The organism is Xylophilus sp. GOD-11R, assembly GCF_033546935.1.
In the GTDB taxonomy this organism is placed as follows: domain Bacteria; phylum Pseudomonadota; class Gammaproteobacteria; order Burkholderiales; family Burkholderiaceae_C; genus Xylophilus.
On the sequence record NZ_CP137854.1, the window covers coordinates 2,950,579 to 2,970,096 of the forward strand.

At 68.0% G+C, this 19,518-nt stretch carries 20 protein-coding genes; 17 read left to right on the plus strand and 3 right to left on the minus strand.

Going from position 1 to position 19,518, the window contains the following annotated elements:
• Positions 1–117: 117 nt before the first annotated feature.
• Positions 118–1,398 carry a phosphoribosylamine--glycine ligase gene (gene purD, locus R9X41_RS13795; RefSeq protein WP_318631019.1) on the minus strand — a complete coding sequence of 427 codons (1,281 nt, stop codon included), beginning with the start codon at positions 1,396–1,398 and terminating at the stop codon, positions 118–120.
• Positions 1,399–1,406: 8 nt separating this feature from the next.
• Positions 1,407–2,132, minus strand: coding sequence for a YebC/PmpR family DNA-binding transcriptional regulator (locus R9X41_RS13800; RefSeq protein WP_318631020.1), 726 nt, complete (start codon positions 2,130–2,132; stop codon positions 1,407–1,409).
• Between the two features lie 129 nt (positions 2,133–2,261).
• On the opposite strand from R9X41_RS13800, the gene R9X41_RS13805 reads away from it, so the two are divergent.
• The 16 genes from R9X41_RS13805 (at position 2,262) to hemP (ending at position 17,829) form a co-directional block, all read left to right on the plus strand.
• Complete coding sequence (locus R9X41_RS13805) at positions 2,262–3,812, plus strand: helicase HerA-like domain-containing protein (protein WP_318631021.1); 1,551 nt, start codon at positions 2,262–2,264, stop codon at positions 3,810–3,812.
• A gap of 99 nt (positions 3,813–3,911) precedes the next feature.
• Positions 3,912–5,231 (plus strand): GTP cyclohydrolase II, encoded by a 1,320-nt coding sequence (locus tag R9X41_RS13810; protein WP_318631022.1) that lies wholly within the window; start codon positions 3,912–3,914, stop codon positions 5,229–5,231.
• Entirely contained in the window at positions 5,228–6,529 is a 1,302-nt protein-coding gene (locus R9X41_RS13815; protein ID WP_318631023.1) for a URC4/urg3 family protein, read from the plus strand. The genes R9X41_RS13810 and R9X41_RS13815 overlap by 4 nt, the downstream gene beginning before the upstream one ends.
• Before the next feature lie 53 nt (positions 6,530–6,582).
• A complete protein-coding gene (gene upp / locus R9X41_RS13820; RefSeq protein WP_318631024.1) occupies positions 6,583–7,212 on the plus strand; it encodes a uracil phosphoribosyltransferase in 630 nt (209 codons plus the stop codon).
• 606 nt (positions 7,213–7,818) lie between these two features.
• Positions 7,819–8,823, plus strand: a complete 1,005-nt coding sequence (locus tag R9X41_RS13825) for a BMP family protein (RefSeq protein ID WP_412556605.1) — start codon at positions 7,819–7,821, stop codon at positions 8,821–8,823.
• A gap of 86 nt (positions 8,824–8,909) precedes the next feature.
• Complete coding sequence (locus tag R9X41_RS13830; RefSeq protein WP_318631025.1) at positions 8,910–9,785, plus strand: 5'-methylthioadenosine/S-adenosylhomocysteine nucleosidase; 876 nt, start codon at positions 8,910–8,912, stop codon at positions 9,783–9,785.
• Between the two features lie 5 nt (positions 9,786–9,790).
• Positions 9,791–11,344, plus strand: coding sequence for an ABC transporter ATP-binding protein (locus R9X41_RS13835; protein WP_318631026.1), 1,554 nt, complete (start codon positions 9,791–9,793; stop codon positions 11,342–11,344).
• The gene (locus R9X41_RS13840; RefSeq protein WP_318631027.1) at positions 11,341–12,405 is read left to right on the plus strand and encodes an ABC transporter permease; all 1,065 of its coding nucleotides are present in this window, start codon (positions 11,341–11,343) and stop codon (positions 12,403–12,405) included. Before R9X41_RS13835 ends, R9X41_RS13840 begins: the two co-directional genes overlap by 4 nt.
• A gap of 6 nt (positions 12,406–12,411) precedes the next feature.
• Positions 12,412–13,335, plus strand: coding sequence for an ABC transporter permease (locus R9X41_RS13845; protein ID WP_318631028.1), 924 nt, complete (start codon positions 12,412–12,414; stop codon positions 13,333–13,335).
• A 43-nt stretch (positions 13,336–13,378) separates the two neighbouring features.
• Positions 13,379–14,677: an amidohydrolase family protein gene (locus R9X41_RS13850; RefSeq protein WP_318631029.1), complete on the plus strand. Its 1,299-nt coding sequence runs from the start codon at positions 13,379–13,381 to the stop codon at positions 14,675–14,677.
• A 57-nt stretch (positions 14,678–14,734) separates the two neighbouring features.
• The gene (locus R9X41_RS13855) at positions 14,735–14,941 is read left to right on the plus strand and encodes a hypothetical protein (RefSeq protein WP_318631030.1); all 207 of its coding nucleotides are present in this window, start codon (positions 14,735–14,737) and stop codon (positions 14,939–14,941) included.
• Between the two features lie 271 nt (positions 14,942–15,212).
• A complete protein-coding gene (locus R9X41_RS13860) occupies positions 15,213–15,485 on the plus strand; it encodes a (2Fe-2S)-binding protein (RefSeq protein ID WP_318631031.1) in 273 nt (90 codons plus the stop codon).
• A 90-nt stretch (positions 15,486–15,575) separates the two neighbouring features.
• A complete protein-coding gene (locus R9X41_RS13865; protein ID WP_412556606.1) occupies positions 15,576–16,310 on the plus strand; it encodes a TonB family protein in 735 nt (244 codons plus the stop codon).
• 29 nt (positions 16,311–16,339) lie between these two features.
• The gene (locus R9X41_RS13870; protein WP_318631033.1) at positions 16,340–17,053 is read left to right on the plus strand and encodes a MotA/TolQ/ExbB proton channel family protein; all 714 of its coding nucleotides are present in this window, start codon (positions 16,340–16,342) and stop codon (positions 17,051–17,053) included.
• Position 17,054: 1 nt separating this feature from the next.
• A complete protein-coding gene (locus R9X41_RS13875) occupies positions 17,055–17,468 on the plus strand; it encodes an ExbD/TolR family protein (protein WP_318631034.1) in 414 nt (137 codons plus the stop codon).
• 196 nt (positions 17,469–17,664) lie between these two features.
• Positions 17,665–17,829 (plus strand): hemin uptake protein HemP, encoded by a 165-nt coding sequence (hemP, locus tag R9X41_RS13880; protein ID WP_318635237.1) that lies wholly within the window; start codon positions 17,665–17,667, stop codon positions 17,827–17,829.
• 206 nt (positions 17,830–18,035) lie between these two features.
• Here hemP and R9X41_RS13885 read toward each other — a convergent pair whose 3' ends face one another.
• A complete protein-coding gene (locus tag R9X41_RS13885; RefSeq protein WP_318631035.1) occupies positions 18,036–18,443 on the minus strand; it encodes a GlcG/HbpS family heme-binding protein in 408 nt (135 codons plus the stop codon).
• A gap of 258 nt (positions 18,444–18,701) precedes the next feature.
• Here R9X41_RS13885 and R9X41_RS13890 point away from each other — a divergent pair, with 258 nt between their 5' ends.
• A complete protein-coding gene (locus R9X41_RS13890) occupies positions 18,702–19,409 on the plus strand; it encodes a Bax inhibitor-1/YccA family protein (protein ID WP_318631036.1) in 708 nt (235 codons plus the stop codon).
• The last annotated feature ends 109 nt before the right edge of the window (positions 19,410–19,518 follow it).

Genomic DNA, 19,518 nt, shown 5'->3' on the forward strand with positions numbered 1-19,518 from the left:
GGCCACAAGCTCAAGCACGGCCAAATCCTGGAACACCGTGGAGCCGGCTTTGCCGGGCCACCGGTGTTGCCCCCGGGACGGGGGTTGGCGTCCACACGAAGTGGGAAAGCCTGGGGGTCATCCCTTCACCGCGCGGAAGCCGATATCGCGACGGTACTGGGCCCCGTCGAAATGGATGCCGCGCGCCACGTCGTACACCCGCTGCTGCGCCTGCTTCACGCTATCGGCCAGTGCCGTCACGCAGAGCACGCGACCACCGCTGGTTCGCACCACGCCGTCTTGCAGCACGGTGCCTGCATGGAACACCATGGCGTCTTCGCTATCGGCCGGCAGGCCCTGGATCGCATCGCCCTTGCGCGGGTCGAGCGGATAGCCGTGCGCGGCCATCACCACGCCCAGCGCCACGCGGCGGTCCCAGACGAGCTCGACCTGGTCGAGCCGGCCTTCGGCGCCGGCGAGCAGCACGTCGCACAGGTCGCTCTTGAGCCGCATCATGATCGGCTGGGTTTCCGGGTCGCCCATGCGGCAGTTGAATTCGAGCGTCTTGGGCTTGCCCGAGGCGTCGATCATCAGGCCGGCATACAGGAAGCCCGAATACGGAATGCCGTCCTTTTCCATGCCGCGAATGGTCGGCATGATGATTTCGCGCATGGCGCGAGCATGCACGTCGGCGGTGACCACGGGCGCAGGCGAATACGCGCCCATGCCGCCGGTGTTGGGGCCGGCGTCGCCGTCGAGCAGGCGCTTGTGGTCCTGGCTGGTGGCCAGGGCGACCACGTTCTTGCCGTCGCACAGCACGATGAAGCTGGCTTCCTCGCCCTGCAGGAATTCTTCGATCACCACACGCGCGCCGCCGTCGTTGTGCGACACGCCGAACTTGTTGTCGACCAGCATGAAGTCGATGGCCTCATGCGCCTCGGCAGCGGTCATGGCCACGACCACGCCCTTGCCCGCCGCCAGGCCGTCGGCCTTGACCACGATGGGCGCGCCCTTGGCGTCCACATACGCATGCGCTGCCGCCGCGTCGGTGAAGGCCTGGTATTCGGCCGTCGGGATGCCGTGACGCTGCATGAACGCCTTGGAGAAAGCCTTCGAGCTCTCCAGCTGCGCGCCCGCTTTGGTGGGCCCGAACACCTTGAGTCCGTGCGCGCGGAATTCGTCGACCACGCCGGCCGCCAGCGGCGCCTCGGGGCCGACGACCGTCAGACCGATCTTCTCGGCCTGCGCCCATTGACGCAGCTCGACCACGTCGGTGATCGCCACGTCTTCGTAGGTGGCGTCGCGCGCCGTGCCGCCGTTGCCAGGCGCCACGAACACCCGCTGCACCTTGGGTGACTGGGAAAGCTTCCATGCCAGCGCATGTTCGCGCCCGCCGCCGCCGATGACCAGAACCTTCATACCGCCCTTCACTCGGACAACGCCGCGTTGTGGAATACCTCCTGGACGTCGTCCAGGTCTTCCAGCACGTCGAGCAGTTTCTGCATCTTCGCGGCGTCCTCGCCTGCGATATCGACGGTGTTTTCGGCCCGCATCGTCACTTCGGCGATCTCGGGGTTGAAGCCGGCCGCAGCCAGCGCGTCGCGCACCGACTCGAATTCGGTCGGCGGCGTCAGGACTTCGATGGAGCCGTCGTCATGGGTGACGACGTCTTCGGCGCCGGCTTCCAGCGCGGCTTCCATCAGCTTGTCCTCGTCGGTGCCGGGGGCAAAGAGCATCTGCCCCACGTGCTTGAACTGGAAGGCCACCGAGCCTTCGGTGCCCATGTTGCCGCCGTACTTGCTGAAGGCGTGGCGCACCTCGGCCACGGTGCGCACGCGGTTGTCGGTCATGGTGTCGACGATGATCGCCGCGCCGCCGATGCCGTAGCCCTCGTAGCGGATTTCCTCGTAGCTCACGCCTTCGAGGTTGCCGGTGGCCTTGTCGATGTTGCGCTTGATGGTGTCGGCCGGCATGTTGGCCGCCTTGGCCTTGTCGACCGCCAGCCGCAGCCGCGGATTGGCGTTGAGATCGCCGCCGCCGGCGCGGGCGGCCACCATGATTTCACGGATGACCCGCGTCCAGACCTTGCCGCGCTTTTCGTCCTGGCGGCCCTTGCGGTGCTGAATGTTGGCCCATTTGCTGTGTCCAGCCATAGCTCGATGTGCTCGTTTTCTCTTCGTCCTGCCCGATGCGGGCAACCGGTGATTTTAGCGGGGTGCGCGTGGCGGGAGCGATACACTTGCCCGACACACTTTTTCCGGCGCCCACCGGGGCCGATTCGCATGACCGTCGAACTGCCCGTCGCTCGTAATTCCAAGACTTCGATCGCGCTGCTGCCGGCGCTGGCCAATCGCCATGGCCTGATCACCGGTGCCACCGGCACCGGCAAGACCGTCACCCTGCAAACCCTCGCACAGGGCTTCTCGCGCATCGGCGTGCCGGTGTTCATGGCCGACGTCAAGGGCGACATCGCCGGTATCTCGCGGCCCGGCGCCGTCTCCCCCAAGCTCGCCGCCACGCTGGCCGAACGCGGCATCGAGGTGCCCGCGCCCGCCGCCTGTCCCACCGTCTTCTGGGACGTGTTCGGCACCCAGGGCCATCCGGTGCGCGCCACCATCTCCGACATGGGGCCGCTGCTGCTCGGCCGCATGCTCGGCCTCAACGACACGCAATCGGGCGTGCTCGACATCGTCTTCAAGGTGGCCGACGACCGCGGCCTGCTGCTGCTCGACCTGAAGGATCTGCGCGCGCTGCTGCAGCACATTGGAGAGAACGCCGCCGAATTCCGCACCGCCTACGGCAACGTCAGCCCGGCGAGCATCGGCGCCATTCAGCGCGGCCTGCTGCAGATCGAAGCCCAGGGCGGCGACCGCTTCTTCGGCGAGCCGATGCTCGCCATCGACGACCTGCTGCAGACCGACCCGGCCACCGGCCACGGCAACATCAACCTGCTGGCCGCCGACAAGCTGCTGCAGTCGCCGCGCCTCTACGCCACCTTCCTGCTGTGGCTGCTGTCGGAGCTGTTCGAGCACCTGCCGGAAATCGGCGACCCCGAAAAACCCAAGCTGGTCTTCTTCTTCGACGAGGCGCATCTGCTGTTCGACGAAGCACCGCCGGCGCTGGTCAACCGCATCGAACTGGTGGTGCGGCTGGTGCGCTCCAAGGGCGTGGGCATCTATTTCGTCACCCAGAACCCGCTGGACGTGCCCGACAGCGTGCTCGCCCAGTTGGGCAACCGTATCCAGCACGCCCTGCGTGCCTTCACGCCGCGCGACCAGAAGGCGGTGCGCGCCGTCGCCGAGACCATGCGGCCGAATCCCGGCCTGGATGTGCAGGCCGCCATCGGCGAACTGGCCACCGGCGAGGCCCTGCTCAGCCTGCTCGACGAGAAAGGCCGGCCGTCGCCGACCGAACGCGCCTTCGTGCTGCCGCCGGCCAGCCGCATCGGCCCGATCACGCCGGCCGAGCGCGCCGAGACGATGAAGACCTCGCCCGTCGCCGGCGCCTACGAAACCCCGATCGATCGCGAATCGGCCTACGAAGTGCTGCGGGGCCGCGCCACGGCCGCGCCGCTGCCGGCCGGCCCGGCGCCCTCCTCGCCTTCCGCTCCATCCGCCCCTGGCCTGCCGCAGGCGACCGACGCACCGGCCGGCGGCGGCATGTTCGACGGCCTGAACGACCTGGTCTTCGGCCACACCGGCCCGCGCGGCGGCCGCCACGAAGGCCTGGCGCAGACCGCCGCCCGCGCCGCCATCCGCACCATCGGCACCAGCGTGGGTCGCGAAATCGTGCGCGGCGTGCTCGGGAGCCTGTTCGGCGCCAAGAAGCGCTGACGCCATCGAACGGGCCGGGCCGGTGCGGCGCGGCGGACCCGCCCGGGTTGTCAGCCCGGGGGCCGGTGGCTACATTGGGATTTTGAAGAGGATGTTTTCATGCCCGAAACCTCCGTCGTCGCGCCCACGCCGGAACACCCGGCCGACCTGCCGGCCGCTCTTCCCGAAAAGCCCCTGGTTCCGCCGCCCCGGCACATTCGCCTGACCTCGCACAGCGGCGGCTTCGGCGCGTTGCCGGTGCGCTGGGGCGCCGCCACCGCGGCAGAGCGCGGACCGGTGGTCGCCACCACCACCAACCGCTCGCACCGCAACGTCATCGGCACGCACAGCGGCTCCTACAGCGTGTACCGGGCGCTGGCCGTGGCCTCCGGCGCGCTTTCGTCCAAACACCGGGCGGACCTCACCAACACCATGCCGACCGACCGCATCGGCCCCTATCCGCAGTGGAGCGAACCGGGCCGCATCGTGTCGATGGACCCGTGGGGCGCGGTGGTGGCCGAGGCCTACGCCGCCGAGCTGGCGGCCGGCTACGACATTCGGCCCACCGTGGCGGTGACCAAGGCGCATGTGATCCTGCCGGAAGTGCTCGAAGCGCTGATTTCCGGCCGATTGAAGGCCGACGGCCGCTTCCTTACCGCGCAAGGCGCGGCCATCGTCACCAAGGTGGCCGTCGAACCGGTGTGGTTCTTGCCCGAGATCGCGCGGCGCTTCAACTGCACCGAAACCGACCTGCGCCGCGTGCTGTTCGAGGAGACCGGCGGCATGTACCCGGAGCTGGTCACCCGCTCCGACCTGGAAGTGTTCCTGCCGCCCATCGGCGGGCAGACGCTCTATATCTTCGGCGACCCGGCCGACCTGGCACGGCCCGAAGTGGAGCTCACCGCCCGGGTGCACGACGAGTGCAACGGCTCGGACGTGTTCGGCTCGGACATCTGCACCTGCCGGCCCTACCTCACCCACGCCATCGAGGAGTGCATCCAGGGCGCGCAGCGCGGCGGCGTGGGGCTGGTGGCGTATTCGCGCAAGGAAGGCCGCGCCCTCGGCGAGGTGACCAAGTTCCTGGTCTACAACGCGCGCAAGCGCCAGGTGGGCGGCGACACCGCCGACCAGTATTTCGCCCGCACCGAATGCGTGGCGGGCGTGCAGGACATGCGTTTCCAGGAGCTGATGCCCGACGTGCTGCACTGGCTGGGCATCACCCGCATCCACCGGCTGGTGTCGATGAGCAACATGAAATACGACGCCATCACCCGCTCCGGCATCGTGGTGGACCGGCGCATCAACCTGCCCGAGGAGCTGATTCCGGCCGATGCCCGGGTGGAGATGGACGCCAAGATGGCGGCCGGATACTTCACGCCCGGCGCGGTGCCGGATGCCAACGAACTGAAGAAAGCCAAAGGAAGGGGACTCGACGGATGAACACGGAAAGCAACGACCGCATCATCGAAAGAATCGACCTCACGGCCACCACGCGGCCCGACGGCGCCGCCGCCCTGCTGCGCAGCACGCCGGAAATCCGTCGCCGTGCGCAGGCACTGCTGGCGCGGGCGCGGGCCGGCGAGTCCGAGCATTTCACGGTGGACGACTCGGCCCTGGCGACGGCCGCCGGCCTGGTCGCCGCCACCACCCGCGAGCGCTACCCGAAATTCGCCGAGGCTGGCCTGCCCTTTCACAGCCGCTGGCGCCATTTCGAGGCCGGCGGCGTGGACCGCCGCGCCCGTCTCGACAAACTGCTCGGGCCGGTCGGCCAGGCAGAACGTGCCCGGGCGCAAATCGACCTGGCCCTGGTCAGCGTGCTGCTCGACGCCGGCGCCGGGCCCGGCTGGCGCTATGCCGAATCGGCCAGCGGACAGGAATTCAGCCGATCCGAAGGGTTGGGCGTGGCGAGCTTTCACGCCTTCACCGCCGGCCTGTTCTCCAGCGACCCGGCCAGGCCGCTGCAGGTCGACGCCGCCGGCCTGCGCGGACTGGTCACCGACCACCTGGCGCAGGCCTTCCAGGTTGGGCCGAAGAATCCGCTGGTCGGCATCGACGGCCGGGCCACCTTGCTGCGCCGCCTGGGCGAAGTCCTCGCCTCCCAACCCGAGACCTATGGCGAGGCCTGCCGACCGGCCGGCATGTTCGATCTGCTGACCGAGACCGAGCAGCACGAGATTCCGCCGACCGCCGAGGTCGGCGCGCACGACATCCTGTCGACGTTGCTGAGCACGCTCTCGCCGATCTGGCCATCTGCCAATGCCATCGGCGGCGAGCCGCTCGGCGACTGCTGGCGTCTGCGGTCCGCGACCGGTCCGGGCCTGACCGACGGCTGGATGCCCTTCCACAAGCTGTCGCAGTGGTTGACCTATTCGTTGATCGAGCCCTTCCAGTGGGCCGGCGTGCCGGTGCGCGACATCGATGCGCTGACCGGCCTGCCCGAATACCGCAACGGCGGCCTGCTGCTCGACGGCGGCGTGCTGCTGCTGCGCGACGCGGGCGCGGCGGTGCGCACCCACGCGGTGGGCGACCCGCTGGTGGTGGAGTGGCGGGCGCTGACCGTCGCCCTGCTCGACGAACTCGCGCCGCTGGTCCGCACGGAGCTCGGCACCACGGCCGAGACGATGCCGCTGGCCTGCATATTGGAAGGCGGCAGCTGGGCCGCGGGCCGGGTGCTGGCACAGCGCTTGCGCGGCGGAACTCCGCCCCTGGTCATCGACAGCGACGGCACGGTTTTTTGATTCAATCACGGCTTTTTCCCTGGCAGGCTCCGGCTGCTCCACCATTTCAAGACATGTCCCAAGTCCACCTCCTCGACCATCCTCTTGTCCAGCACAAGCTCACCCTGATGCGCCGCAAGGACGCGTCCACCAACAGTTTCCGGCGCCTGCTCAACGAAATGTCCTCGCTGATGGCCTACGAGGTGACGCGCGACATGGCGCTGCAGCCGGTCGACATCGAGACCCCGCTGGAGCCCACGACCGGCATGGTCATCGATGGCAAGAAGCTGGTGTTCGTGTCGATCCTGCGGGCGGGCAACGGCATCCTGGACGGCATGCTGTCGGTGGTTCCGGGTGCGCGCGTGGGGCACATCGGCCTTTATCGCGATCCGAAGACGCTGACCGCCATCGAGTACTACTTCAAGATGCCCAGCGAGATGCACGAGCGCGACGTGATCGTGGTCGACCCGATGCTGGCCACCGGCAATTCGGCGATCGCGGCGGTGGAGCGGCTGAAGGAGCTGCGGCCGAAGTCGATCAAGTTCTGCTGCCTGTTGACCTGTCCGGAGGGCGTTGCGGCGATGCAGCGGGCGCATCCGGACGTGGACATCTACACGACCGCCATCGACCGCGAGCTGGATGCGCACGGCTACATCCGCCCGGGCCTCGGCGATGCGGGCGACCGGATCTTCGGGACGAAATGACTCTCCCCCAGGCTTCCGCACTTCGTGTCGTACGCCTACCCCCTTCCGGGGGCGGCGCTGGCCAACCGGCAGAGCCGGTCGGCTGCGCCCTGGGATAAGGCTCACCCCAGGCTGCCGCACGGCGTGTCGTACGCCTTCCCCCTTCCGGGGGCGTCGCTGGCCAACCGGCAAAGCCGGTCGGCTGCGCCCTGGGATAAGGCTCACCCCAGGCTGCCGCACTGCGTGTCGTACGCCTAACCCCCCTTCCGGGGGCGGCGCTGGCCAACCGGCAAAGCCGGTCGGCTGCGCCCTGGGATAAGGCTCACCCCAGGCTGCCGCACTGCGTGTCATACGCCTCCCCCCTTCCGGGGGCGGCGCTGGCCAACCGGCAAAGCCGGCCGGCTGCGCCCTGGGATGAGGCTCAGCCCAGGCTGCCGCAATGCGTGTGGTTCGCCCACCCCCTTTTCGGGGGCGGCACCAGCCAACCGGCAAAACCGGTCGGCGGTGCCCCTGGTCGAGAGTGCCGTTGTCGGATTGCGCTGCGCGCGAGATTCGAGCGCCTTGGGGGTGGTTCGGTGGCAGCTTTCTTGCTAGGGTCGTGGTGATCAATCAACGAGGAGAAGCAACTTGAAAGTCCGTCGTCAGTGGATCGTCCGTTCCGTCGCCGTGGCCGCGTTCGCCGCCGCGCTCGGGGCGCCGCAAGTCGTGTTGGCACAAGCCAAGGTGAAGGTGGCTGCGGCCTATACGGTGCCTTACGAACAGGCCTGGGTGAGCCGGCTGCACAAGGCGCTGAAGGCGGCCGAGGCGCGTGGGGAGATCGAATACAAGTCCACCGAGAACGTGACCAACGCCGACTACGAACGCGTGCTGCGCGAATACGCCAACGGCGGCGCGCAGCTGATCGTGGGCGAGGCGTTCGCGGTGGAAACGGCCGCTCGCAAGGTGGCCAAGGACTTTCCCAAGACGGCCTTCCTGATGGGCTCGTCGGGCAAGCCACAGCAGCCCAACTTCTCGGTGTTCGACAACTACATCCAGGAACCCGCCTACCTCACCGGCATGATCGCCGCCGGCATGTCCAAGTCGCACAAGATCGGCATGGTGGGCGGCTTCCCGATTCCCGAAGTCAACCGGCTCATGAACGCCTTCATGGCAGGCGCCCGCGAGATCGACCCGAAGACGACCTTCACCATCACCTTCATCAACAGCTGGTTCGATCCGCCCAAGGCCAAGGAAGCCACGCTCGCCATGATCGACCAGGGCGCCGACGTGCTGTATGCCGAACGCTTCGGCGTGTCGGACGCGGCCAAGGAGCGCGGCAAGCTCGCCATCGGCAATGTGATCGACAACCAGCCGCAGTACCCCGACACCATCGTGGCGACCGCGCTGTGGGCGATGGAGCCGTCCATCGACCACGCCATCGCCCAGGTCAAGGCGGGCAAGATGCAGGCCGAGGACTACGCGCCCTATTCGCTGATGAAGAACAAGGGCTCCTCGCTCGCGCCGCTGGGCACGTTCGAGAAAAAGGTGCCGGCCGAGCTGGTCGCCAAGGTCAAGGCCCGCGAGGCCGACATCCTGTCGGGCAAGTTCACCGTGAAGGTCGACGACAACACACCCAAGCCGTCTCCCAAGTGAGGCTTTTCGGGCGCGTGCGCGGGTGGCTCGGTGCCGTGGCTGCGGTCGGGGCGCTGGGGCTGACGGGTTGCGCGTCCGCCCCTTCCATGCCCTCGGGTGAGCCGGGCCGACTCGATGTCGTGCCGCGCGTGGCGGTGGTGTCGGCCTTCGAACCCGAGCTGGCCCTGCTCCTGGCCCAGGTGCAGCAGCCGCGCCGGTATTCGGTACAGGGCGTGGAGTTCACCACCGGCACCCTTGGTGGACGGCCGGTGGTGCTGTTTCTGTCGGGCATCAGCATGGTGAACGCGGCCATGAACACGCAGCGGGCGCTCGACCTTTTCCAGGTCACCCACATCGTCTTCAGCGGCATCGCCGGCGGGGTGAATCCGCAACTGCACATCGGCGACGTGAGCGTGCCGGCGCAATGGGGCCAGTACCTCGAGGTGCTGGCGGCGCGCGAGACTTCGCCCGGTGTCTACGCGCCGCCGTCACGCATGGGCGAGTTGCCTTTCGCCCCCTTCGGCATGTTCTACCCGCGCCCGGTCGATGTCGTGAGCGCCGCGCAGCCCAAGCCGCGCAAACAGTTCTGGTTTGCGGTCGACGCCGGCATGCTGGCCGCCGCGCGCGTTCTGCAATCCGGCGGCGCAGTGACGCTGGCCGATTGCGACGCCGCCCGCCGCTGCCTGCGCCACGCGCCCCGGCTGGCGGTGGGCGGCAACGGTGTTTCCGGTGCGTCCTTCATGGACAACGCCGCGCTGCGCCAATACACCTTCTCGACCTTCGCGGCTAACGTGATCGATATGGAAACCGCCGCCACGGCCCAGGTCGCGGCGAGCAACGGCGTGCCCTACATCGCCTTCCGCTCGCTCTCCGACCTGGCCGGCGGCGGCGAGGGCGAGAACGAGATGAAGCTCTTCCTGTCGCTCGCGGCCGAGAATTCCGCCCGCGTGGTGACCGCCTTTCTTCAGACCTGGAAACCCTGACTCCCATGAACACCGCCGCTCCGGTTTTGGCCCTGCGGGGCATCCGCAAGCAGTTCGGCTCGCTGGTGGCCAACGACGACATCTCGCTGACGCTGGGCGCCGGCGAAGTGCTGGCCTTGCTGGGCGAGAACGGCGCGGGCAAGTCCACGTTGATGTCCATCCTGTTCGGCCACTACACCGCCGACGGCGGCAGCATCGAAGTCTTCGGCCAGCCCTTGCCGCCGGGCCAGCCGCGCGCGTCGCTGGCGGCGGGCATCGGCATGGTCCATCAGCATTTCGCGCTGGCCGACAACCTGAACGTGCTCGACAACGTGATCCTCGGCACCGAGCGGCTGTGGCGGCTGCGCAGCCGGCGGCAGGCGGCGCGGGCTCGTTTGATGGACGTGGCGCAGCGCTTCGGCCTGCCGGTGGATCCGGAGGCGCGGGTCGGCTCGCTCTCGGTCGGCGAGCGGCAGCGGGTCGAAATACTGAAGGCGCTCTACCGGGGCGCGCGCATCCTCATCCTCGACGAGCCCACCGCCGTGCTCACGCCGCAGGAGAGCGAATCGTTGTTCGCCACGCTGGCGCTGCTGGTGGCCGAAGGGCTGTCGGTGATCTTCATCAGCCACAAACTCGCCGAGGTGCTGCGGGTGTCGCACCGGCTGGTGGTGCTGCGCGGCGGCAAGCTGGTGGCAGAAGCGCCCACGGCCGGCACCACCACCGCGCAGCTGGCCGACTGGATGGTCGGCCGGCCGGTGGCCATGCCGCAGCGCGCGGCCACCGTGCGCGCGGGCGACACCGTCTGCGAATTGCGTTCGGTGCATTCCGAAGGCGGTCCGCGCGACCGGCTGCGCGGTGTGTCGCTGCGGCTGGCGGCCAGCGAGATCGTCGCGGTGGCGGGTGTGTCGGGCAACGGGCAGGCTGCGTTGGCCGAGCTGCTCTGCGGCACGCGGCGGCGCCTGTCGGGCAGCGCCACGCTCGCCGGGCAGGCGTTGCGGGCAGACCCGGCGCGGCTGGTGCGATCGGGCGTGGCCCGCATCCCGGAAGACCGCCACGCCGTCGGCGCGGTCGGCGACTTGCCGGTGTGGGAGAACGCGGTGTCCGAACGCCTGCGCAGCGCCGCCTTCAACAGCTGGGGCTGGGTGCGCCGCCGTGCCGCGCGCCGCCACGCGGCACGCATCGTGGAAGGCTTCGACGTGCGCGGCGGCGGGCTGGACGCGCCGGCCCGGTCGCTGTCGGGCGGCAATCTGCAGAAACTCATCCTGGGCCGCGCGCTGCTGCCGCCGCCGGACGCCACGGTGCGCCTGCGCCTGCTGGTGGCGCACCAGCCGACCTGGGGGCTGGACATCGGCGCGGTGGCGTCGATCCGCCGCGAACTCATCAACGCCCGCAACGAAGGCGCGGCGGTGCTGGTCATTTCCGACGATCTCGACGAAGTCATGGCGCTCGGCGACCGCATCGCCGTGATGCACGAGGGACGGCTGACCGCCGCGCGGCCGGCTGCCGAATGGACCCGCGAAACCCTGGGCCTGGCGATGGCCGGCGCCGGCGACGCGCCGGATTCGGAGGCCGCACCATGAGGCTGGAACGCCGCACCCGCTCGTCGCCGGCCGCCATCGCCGCGGCCTCCGTCGGGGCGATTCTGTTCACGCTGGCGGTCAGCGCGGTGCTGGTCGCGGCGGCCGGCGCGCCGGTCGGTCGCACCTACGCACTGCTGCTGCAGGGCGGCTTCGGCTCGGTCTTCGCCTGGAGCGAAACGCTGACCCGCGCGATCCCGCTGATCTTCACCGGGCTGGCGGCGGCCGTGGCCTTTCGGGCACGGCTGTTCAACATCGGCGCCGAAGGCCAGCTCTATGCCGGCGCGCTGGCCGCCGTGGCGGTGGGCGGGCTGCACGACGGCGCCGGGCTCGACTGGCCGATGTGGCTGCTGTTTCCCGCGATGCTCGCCGCCGCCGCCCTGGCCGGCGCCCTGCTGCTGCTCGGCCCGGCCCTGATGAAAAGCCGGCTGGGCGTGGACGAGGTCGTCACCACGCTGCTGCTCAACTTCATCGTGCTCCTGGGGGTTTCGGCGCTGCTCGACGGGCCGATGAAGGACCCCACCGCCATGGGCTGGCCGCAGAGCGTGGCGCTGCAGGACGGCCTGTCGCTGTCGCAGCTCTGGCCGCAGACGCGGCTGCACAGCGGACTGATCGGCGCCTGCGTATTGGCGGCCGGGCTGTGGCTGGTGCTCAAACGCGCACGGTTGGGTTTCGACATCCGCGCGGTCGGCGCCAACGCCCGCGCCGCCGCCTTCGCCGGTGTGCCGGTGACGCGCACCGTGGTCGTCGTGGCCATGCTCTCGGGCGCGCTCGCCGGCCTGGGCGGCGCGGTGGAAGTCGCCGGGCGCACCGGCTACCTCACGCTCGACATGTCGCCGGGCTACGGCTACACCGGCATCGTCATCGCCATGCTCGCCGCGCTGCATCCGCTGGGCGTGGTGGCCGCCGCCATCTTTACCGCCGGCGTGCTGGTGGGCGCCGACAGCATGAGCCGCGCGGTCGGCGTGCCGAGTTCCATTGCCGACGTGATCGTCGCGACCTCGCTGCTGGCGGTGCTGGTGGCCTCGCTCGCGGCGCAGTTCCGCATCCGCCTGAAGGGCTGAATCCGCATGAACGAGATCGCCGACATCCTGGCCAATCCGGCCTTCTGGAGCGCGGTGCTGCGCATCGCCACACCGCTGATCCTGGGCACGCTCGGCGTGTTGCTCTGCGAGCGCGCGGGCGTGCTGCACCTGGGCATCGAGGGCATCATGGTCGCCGGTGCGCTGAGCGGCTGGCTGGCGGTCTACCACGGCGCGCCGCTGTGGGCCGGCATGGCTTGCGCCGCCGTCGTGGGTGCGCTGTTCGGACTGCTGCACGCCGCGCTCACCGTGGGGCTGGCGCTGTCGCAGCATGTATGCGGGCTGGGCATCACGCTGCTGGCCACCGCCTTGAGTTACTTCAGCTACCGGCTGGCTTTCGGCCAGGTGAGCACGCCGCCCACGATCACGCCTTTCGCGCCCATGGCCTGGCTCGGCGTGCCGGTGCTGGCCGAGCAGACCGCGCCCACGCTGATGGCGCTGGCGCTCGTTCCCGTACTGGCCTGGGTGCTGCTGCGCACACCGCTCGGGCTGGCGCTGCGCATGGTGGGCGAGAACCCGCAGGCGGCCGAAAGCCAGGGCATTCCGGTGCTGCCCATGCGCACCGGCGCCATCGTGGCGGGCTCGGCCATCATGGGCATGGCGGGCGCGTTTCTCACGCTGTCGGCGTTCAACGCCTTCTACTTCAACATGGTCAACGGGCGCGGCTGGATCTGCGTGGCGCTGGTGGTGTTCGCCTCGTGGCGGCCAGGCAAGGCGCTGCTGGGCGCGCTGCTGTTTTCGTTCTTCGACGCCCTGCAGCTGCGGCTGCAACAATCCGGCGATTCGGCCCTGCCCTACCAGCTGTATCTGATGCTGCCGTATGCGCTGTCGATCCTGGCGCTGGTGCTGGTGGCCCGCAAGGCCGCCTATCCGCAGGCGCTGATGAAACCCTATCGCAAGGGCGAGCGCTGAGGCGCACGCCTGCCCACCGCCGCTCCACTCACGGAATCCGCCGATGCTCGACCTGCTCGTCACCAACGCCACCCTTCCCGACGGCCGCACCGGCATGTCGCTTGCCGTGCAGGACGGCCGCTTCGTCGAGGTCACCGCCGGCCTGCAGGCGCCGGCCCACGAAACGCTGGACGCCGGCGGCCTGCTGGTGTCGCCGCCCTTCGTGGACGCGCATTTCCATCTGGACGCCACGCTCTCCTACGGCATCCCGCGCATCAACGCCAGCGGCATACTGCTCGAAGGCATCGCGCTGTGGGGCGAGCTCAAGCCGCAGCTCACGCACGAAGCCCTGGTCGAACGCGCACTCGCCTATTGCGACTGGGCGGTGTCGCGCGGTTTGCTGGCGATCCGCAGCCACGTCGACACCAGCGACCCGCGCCTGGTGACGGTGGAGGCGATGCTCGACGTGCAGCAGCGCGTGGCGCCGTATCTCGACCTGCAGCTGGTGGCGTTTCCGCAGGACGGCGTGCTGCGCACCGCGGGCGGCCTCGACAGCCTGACGCGGGCGCTCGACATGGGGGTGAACATCGTCGGCGGCATTCCGCACTTCGAACGCACCATGGCCCAGGGCGCCGACAGCGTGCGCCTGCTGTGCGAGCTGGCCGCCGAGCGCGGCCTGCCGGTCGACATGCACTGCGACGAGACCGACGACCCCCTGTCTCGCCACATCGAAACCCTGGCGGCCGAAACCCAGCGCCTCGGGCTGCACGGCCGCGTCGTCGGCTCGCACTGCACCTCCATGCATTCCATGGACAACTACTACGTCAGCAAGCTGCTGCCGCTGATCGCCGAGGCGCAGGTGTCGGTCATCGCCAATCCGCTGATCAACATCACCCTGCAGGGCCGGCACGACACCTATCCCAAACGGCGCGGCATGACCCGCGTGCCCGAACTCATGGCGCAGGGCGTGCGCGTGGCGTTTGGCCAGGACTGCTGCATGGACCCCTGGTATAGCCTGGGGTCGGGCGACATGCTCGACGTGGCGCACATGGGCCTGCACGTCGCCCAGATGACCAGCCAAGCCGCGATGCGGCGCTGCTTCGACGCCGTGACCGAGGCGCCCGCCGCGATCATGGGACTCGATGGCTACGGCATCGCGCCGGGCCGGTTCGCCGATTTCGTGCTGCTCCAGGCCGCCGATCCGGTGGAAGCCCTGCGCCTGCGCGCGACCCGGCTGCAGGTGCGCCGGCGCGGCCAGCTGCTGGCGACCAACCCGGCCGCGCGGGCCACTTTGTCGGTGCCGGGACGCCCGGCTACCGTCGAGTGCCGTCAGGCTTTGTCGGTCTCAGCCGACACTCCCTGAGTCGCGAGCATCAAAAAATTACAGGCAGTGACCACTACACGGCTTGCCGACAATCCCATGGCGAACACATCCCCCGCTGTCATCGAAGCACAAAAGGCGATCGGCGCCGTGCTGGAACAACTCGAGGCCAAGACCGGCGGCGACGTGCGCGACATCGCTCTGGAAGACTTCGTGGACACCGATCCGCACACCGGCTCACCGATATTGCAGAAAGCCGTCGAAATCACGCTACAGGCACGGCCCTCGCGTCGCTGGTCGACCTGAGACGGGGCGACCCAGCCTCGGCTGGCTCGGCCAGGCAACCCCCGCCCGGTGCCGGCAAATCGCGCCGGCCTCTTTTCGTCGCGCTGGCCTGCAACTGGCAACGAGTGGAGCCGCGCACTCGCACGATTGGTCAAAAATTCACCATGAATTGATGGCTCGATGCGCCAGGGTCTCGGAACGCCCCCTGGTACGAATGGACTTGTGGCTAGTAATGCGACGAATTCGCATTTATACTCGCACCTTTCCAAACAGCCAGCCACACGCTCCCGCCATGATCGTCTGCGTTTGCCACCGCGTATCCGACCGCGAAATTGCTCGTCATGTACGCGCTGGTATGGGCTTCGATGAAATCCAGTTCGAACTGGGTGTCGCGACGCAATGCGGTCAATGCGAAACCTGCGCCCGCGACGTCGTTGCCCAATGCAGCGCATCGCACCCGGTCGCCGCGCTGCAGTGCGACGCCGGCGTACGGACCGTTCAGCTCGCCAGAAGCATTTCGGAGAGCAAGGCATGGAAGTCGTCGCAAGCCTCGGTGGTTGCCTGATCCTGGTCGTCGGCTCGGCCTGGTGGATTTTCCGGAAATAGCCGCGCCCGCGGCTCGCAGGCGCTACCTGGTCAGCGCGTGCCAAATCACATGACAGCAGCTCACTCCCCTGTTTCCCCCGTTTCCTCCCGCTCCGGCAGCTCCCGGCTCCCCCCCTTTCCCCGCGTCAGCCGCAACGTCGCCATTGCCGGCGGTGTCGTGCTTTTTCATGCCGCCGCGCTGTGGGCGGTGCAGAGCGGCCTGGCGCGCAAGGTCGCCGAGGTGGTGATCCCGGTCGAGATCCTCAGCGAGATCATCGCGCCGCCCAAACCCGCGCCGCCGCCGCCGCCTCCGCCTGCGCCGCCGCAGAAGGAAGTCGTCAAGAAAACCGTCGCGCCCAAGCCCATCGCCATCCGCGATCCGGTGCCGACTCCCAACGCTCCCACCGGCGTGGTCCAGCCCGAACCGCCGGCGCCCGCCCCGCCGTCTCCTGCGCCACCGGCACCGCCCGCACCCGCCGTGGCCCCCGCGCCGCCGGCACCGCCCGCGCCCAAGCTCGTCGACGTGACCGAAGGCCAGGTGCAGTACATCAACGCGCCGCAAGTCTCCTATCCGTCCATCAGCAAGCGCCTGGGTGAATCCGGGAAAGTCGTGCTGTCGGTCTACTACAGCGCACAGGGCGTGCCCAAGCGCGTGACCATCGAAGTCTCCAGCGGCTTCGACCGGCTCGACAAGGCAGCCCAGGATGCGCAGATGCAGTCGCGCATCACCCCCATCCAGCGCGCGGGCGCCAACGCGGAAACCGAATTCCGCTTCCGCGCCACCACGAACTTCGTGCTCAATTAATCAAAAGCCTTTCGCTTCGGGAGTTATCAATGGAATCGCAATTCGGCATCGCCAACGTCTGGACCCAGGGTGACTTCGTCACCCGAGCGGTCGCCATCCTGCTGCTCGGCATGTCACTGGCCTCCTGGATGGTCATCGTGATCAAGGCGCTCGACGTGGTGCGCTACAAGGCCTTCGCCCGCAACGCCGACGACTTCTGGCACAGCGAAGACTTCGCAGCCGCCCTGGCCAAGCTCGGGGCCGATTCGTCCAATCCGTTCCGCCAGCTCGCCCTGGAAGGCCGTGAAGCCACCGCTCACCACCGCAACACCAAGGCGCACCTGCACGACAGCCTGGACGTGAGCGACTGGATCACCCGCACCCTGCGCAACGCCATCGACGAAACCACCGCGCGCATGCAGGCGGGCCTGGCGATCCTCGCCTCGGTCGGCTCCACCGCGCCTTTCATCGGCCTGTTCGGCACCGTCTGGGGCATCTACCACGCGCTGATGAGCATCGGCACCGCCGGCCAGGCGACGATCGACAAGGTGGCTGGCCCCATCGGCGAATCGCTCATCATGACCGCGCTGGGCCTGGCTGTCGCCATTCCCGCCGTGCTCGGCTACAACGCCCTGGTGCGGGGCAACAAGTCGGTGCTCAACAAGCTCAACAGCTTCGCCCACGACCTGCACGCCTACTTCGTCACCGGCGCCCGCGTCAGCGCCTCGCCCGCGACGGTGCTGCCGCTCAAGAAGGGAAACTGAGATGGCTTTCGGTACCCAGGACGACACCGACGAGGTGATGAACGAGATCAACATGACGCCGCTGGTCGACGTCATGCTGGTGCTGCTCATCATCTTCATCATCACGGTGCCGGTCATGAAGAACTCGGTGCCCATCGACCTGCCGCGCGCCACCGCGCAGCCCGAGAACGCCAAGCCCGAGACGATCCAGCTCAGCGTCGCGGCCGACGGCACCTACTTCTGGAACGCCACCGCGATTCCCGACGACCAGCTCACGCAGCGGCTGGCCAGCGAATCCACCCATGAGCCTCAGCCAGAGCTACACATCAAGGGCGACAAGAGCGTGCGCTACGAGCGCGTGGCCAAGGCGATGGCGGCGGCGCAGCAGGCCGGCATCCGCAAGATCGGTTTCGTGACCGATCCCGAGGGCTCCTGACAAGCTCGGACGGCAGGAGCGAAAGCGCCAGCCGTCCAACAAATTCTTTCAATCGGGCCGGTTGACTTCTTTTTGAGAATGGTTATCATTAACCTATCGAGAAAGCGCTAGGAGATTCCCGCAAATGGCCGCCTCAGCTAACACCGCACAAGCCCGCTTCGCTGCCAACAGCAAGCAAGTCCTCTCTTTCCAGGCGATGCCGGAAGAAGACGACGACGAAACCGAGATCGGCGGCGCATCGCTCGCGTCCATCCTCAGTTCCGAACTCCTTCGCGGCAAGAAAGCCGTGTCCATCTGCCACAACGGCGCGGTCTACCGGCTGCAGGCTACCCGCCTCGGCAAGTTGATCCTCACCAAGTAATTCGCCAGTAATTCGCTGAATACCTGTTTCATCGTGGGGCGACTACAGAGACTCCCCGGAGTCTCCCAGGGTCGTTTTTGCTAGCCAAAGGATTTCCTTCCAGCCACGCATTTTTTCCTCCACGACTGCCCTGACGGCACAACAAAAAGCCGGCTTCACGAAGCCGGCTTTTTTCATGGTCGGGCCGCCATGGCGACCCGTGTCTGTCAGAGACCCAGCGCTGCGATGCCGGCCTTGGCGATCTGGGCGTCTTCGGTGGACTTCACGCCGCTCACGCCGACCGCACCGATCACTTGCCCATCCTTGACGATAGGCACGCCGCCTTCGAGCAGGCCCGACAGGCCTGGCGCCGTGAGGAAAGCCGTACGACCACCATTGATGATGTCTTCGAATGCCTTGCTCTCACGACGGCCGACCGCGGCGGTGTGGGCCTTGGCCGGGGCAATGCTGGCCGAGGTAGCCGCCGCGCCGTCGAGTCGCTGCACCCACAACGGATAACCGCCGTCGTCGGCGATGGCGATAGTGACCGCCCAACCGTTCTTCAGTGCTTCGGCTTCGGCAGCGGCGGCGATCTTCTTGACATCGGCGAGTTCGAGTACGGATTTGGTTTTCATGCAAGTTCTGGTGGTAAGGTTTGAGACTGCTGCGATTCAGCCCGAAGCATAACGGGCGGTTACGCCTGCATTGGAACCCTGCATGGATGATTGCCTTCATAAAAAGGCATGGAGTCCCGCAGGGCTTCCGCCCCGAAGGCAATACAACAAACACCTAGAATTTGCCGAAAAGTCCCCCAGCCGGGACCCACCTCGGCGGCAATATCGCCGCCCCGACAGTCCAATCAACGATCCGACGATCACTCTGGGAGAAAGACCGTGAGCGAACCCCTTCAAACCTTCAATGCCGGCACCGCCGCCAACGGCTGGGCCGTCGCGCAGCGCGACCAGCGCCAGCGCGTCATGCGCAACACCTACTGGTTGCTGGCGCTGAGCATGCTGCCGACCGTGCTGGGCGCCTGGATGGGCGTGGCCACCGGCATCACCCGCTCGCTCAACGGCGGGCTCGGCCTGGTGGTTTTCCTGGCCGGCGCCTTCGGCTTCATGTACGCCATCCAGAAAACCAAGAACTCCGCCGCGGGCGTGCCGGTGCTGCTGGCGTTCACCTTCTTCATGGGCATCATGCTGTCGCGCATGATTGCGATGGTGCTGGGGTTCTCCAACGGCGCCTCGCTCGTCATGACAGCGTTTGCCGGCACCGCCGGCGTGTTCCTGGCCATGGCCTCACTCGCCACGGTCATCAAGCGCGACCTGTCGGGCATGGGCAAGTTCCTGTTCGTCGGCGTGATCGTGCTGCTGATCGCCTCGGTCATCGCCATGTTCGTGCCATCGACCGGCGCCATGCTGGCGATCTCGGTGGCCTCCATCGGCATCTTCAGCGCCTACATGCTGTATGACCTCAAGCAGATCATCGACGGCGGTGAAACCAACTACATCAGCGCCACCCTGTCGCTGTACCTGGACCTGTTCAACGTATTCCAGAGCCTGCTGGCCCTGCTGGGCATCGTCGGCGGCGAACGCGACTGACACCGTTGACGGGCGCCTTCGCCTCTTGCACCAAAAGGCCCTGCGGGGCCTTTTTCCATTCCTGAAGGCGCCGCCCAGCCTCTCTCCATTGCCGTGACGGGCTTTGTCC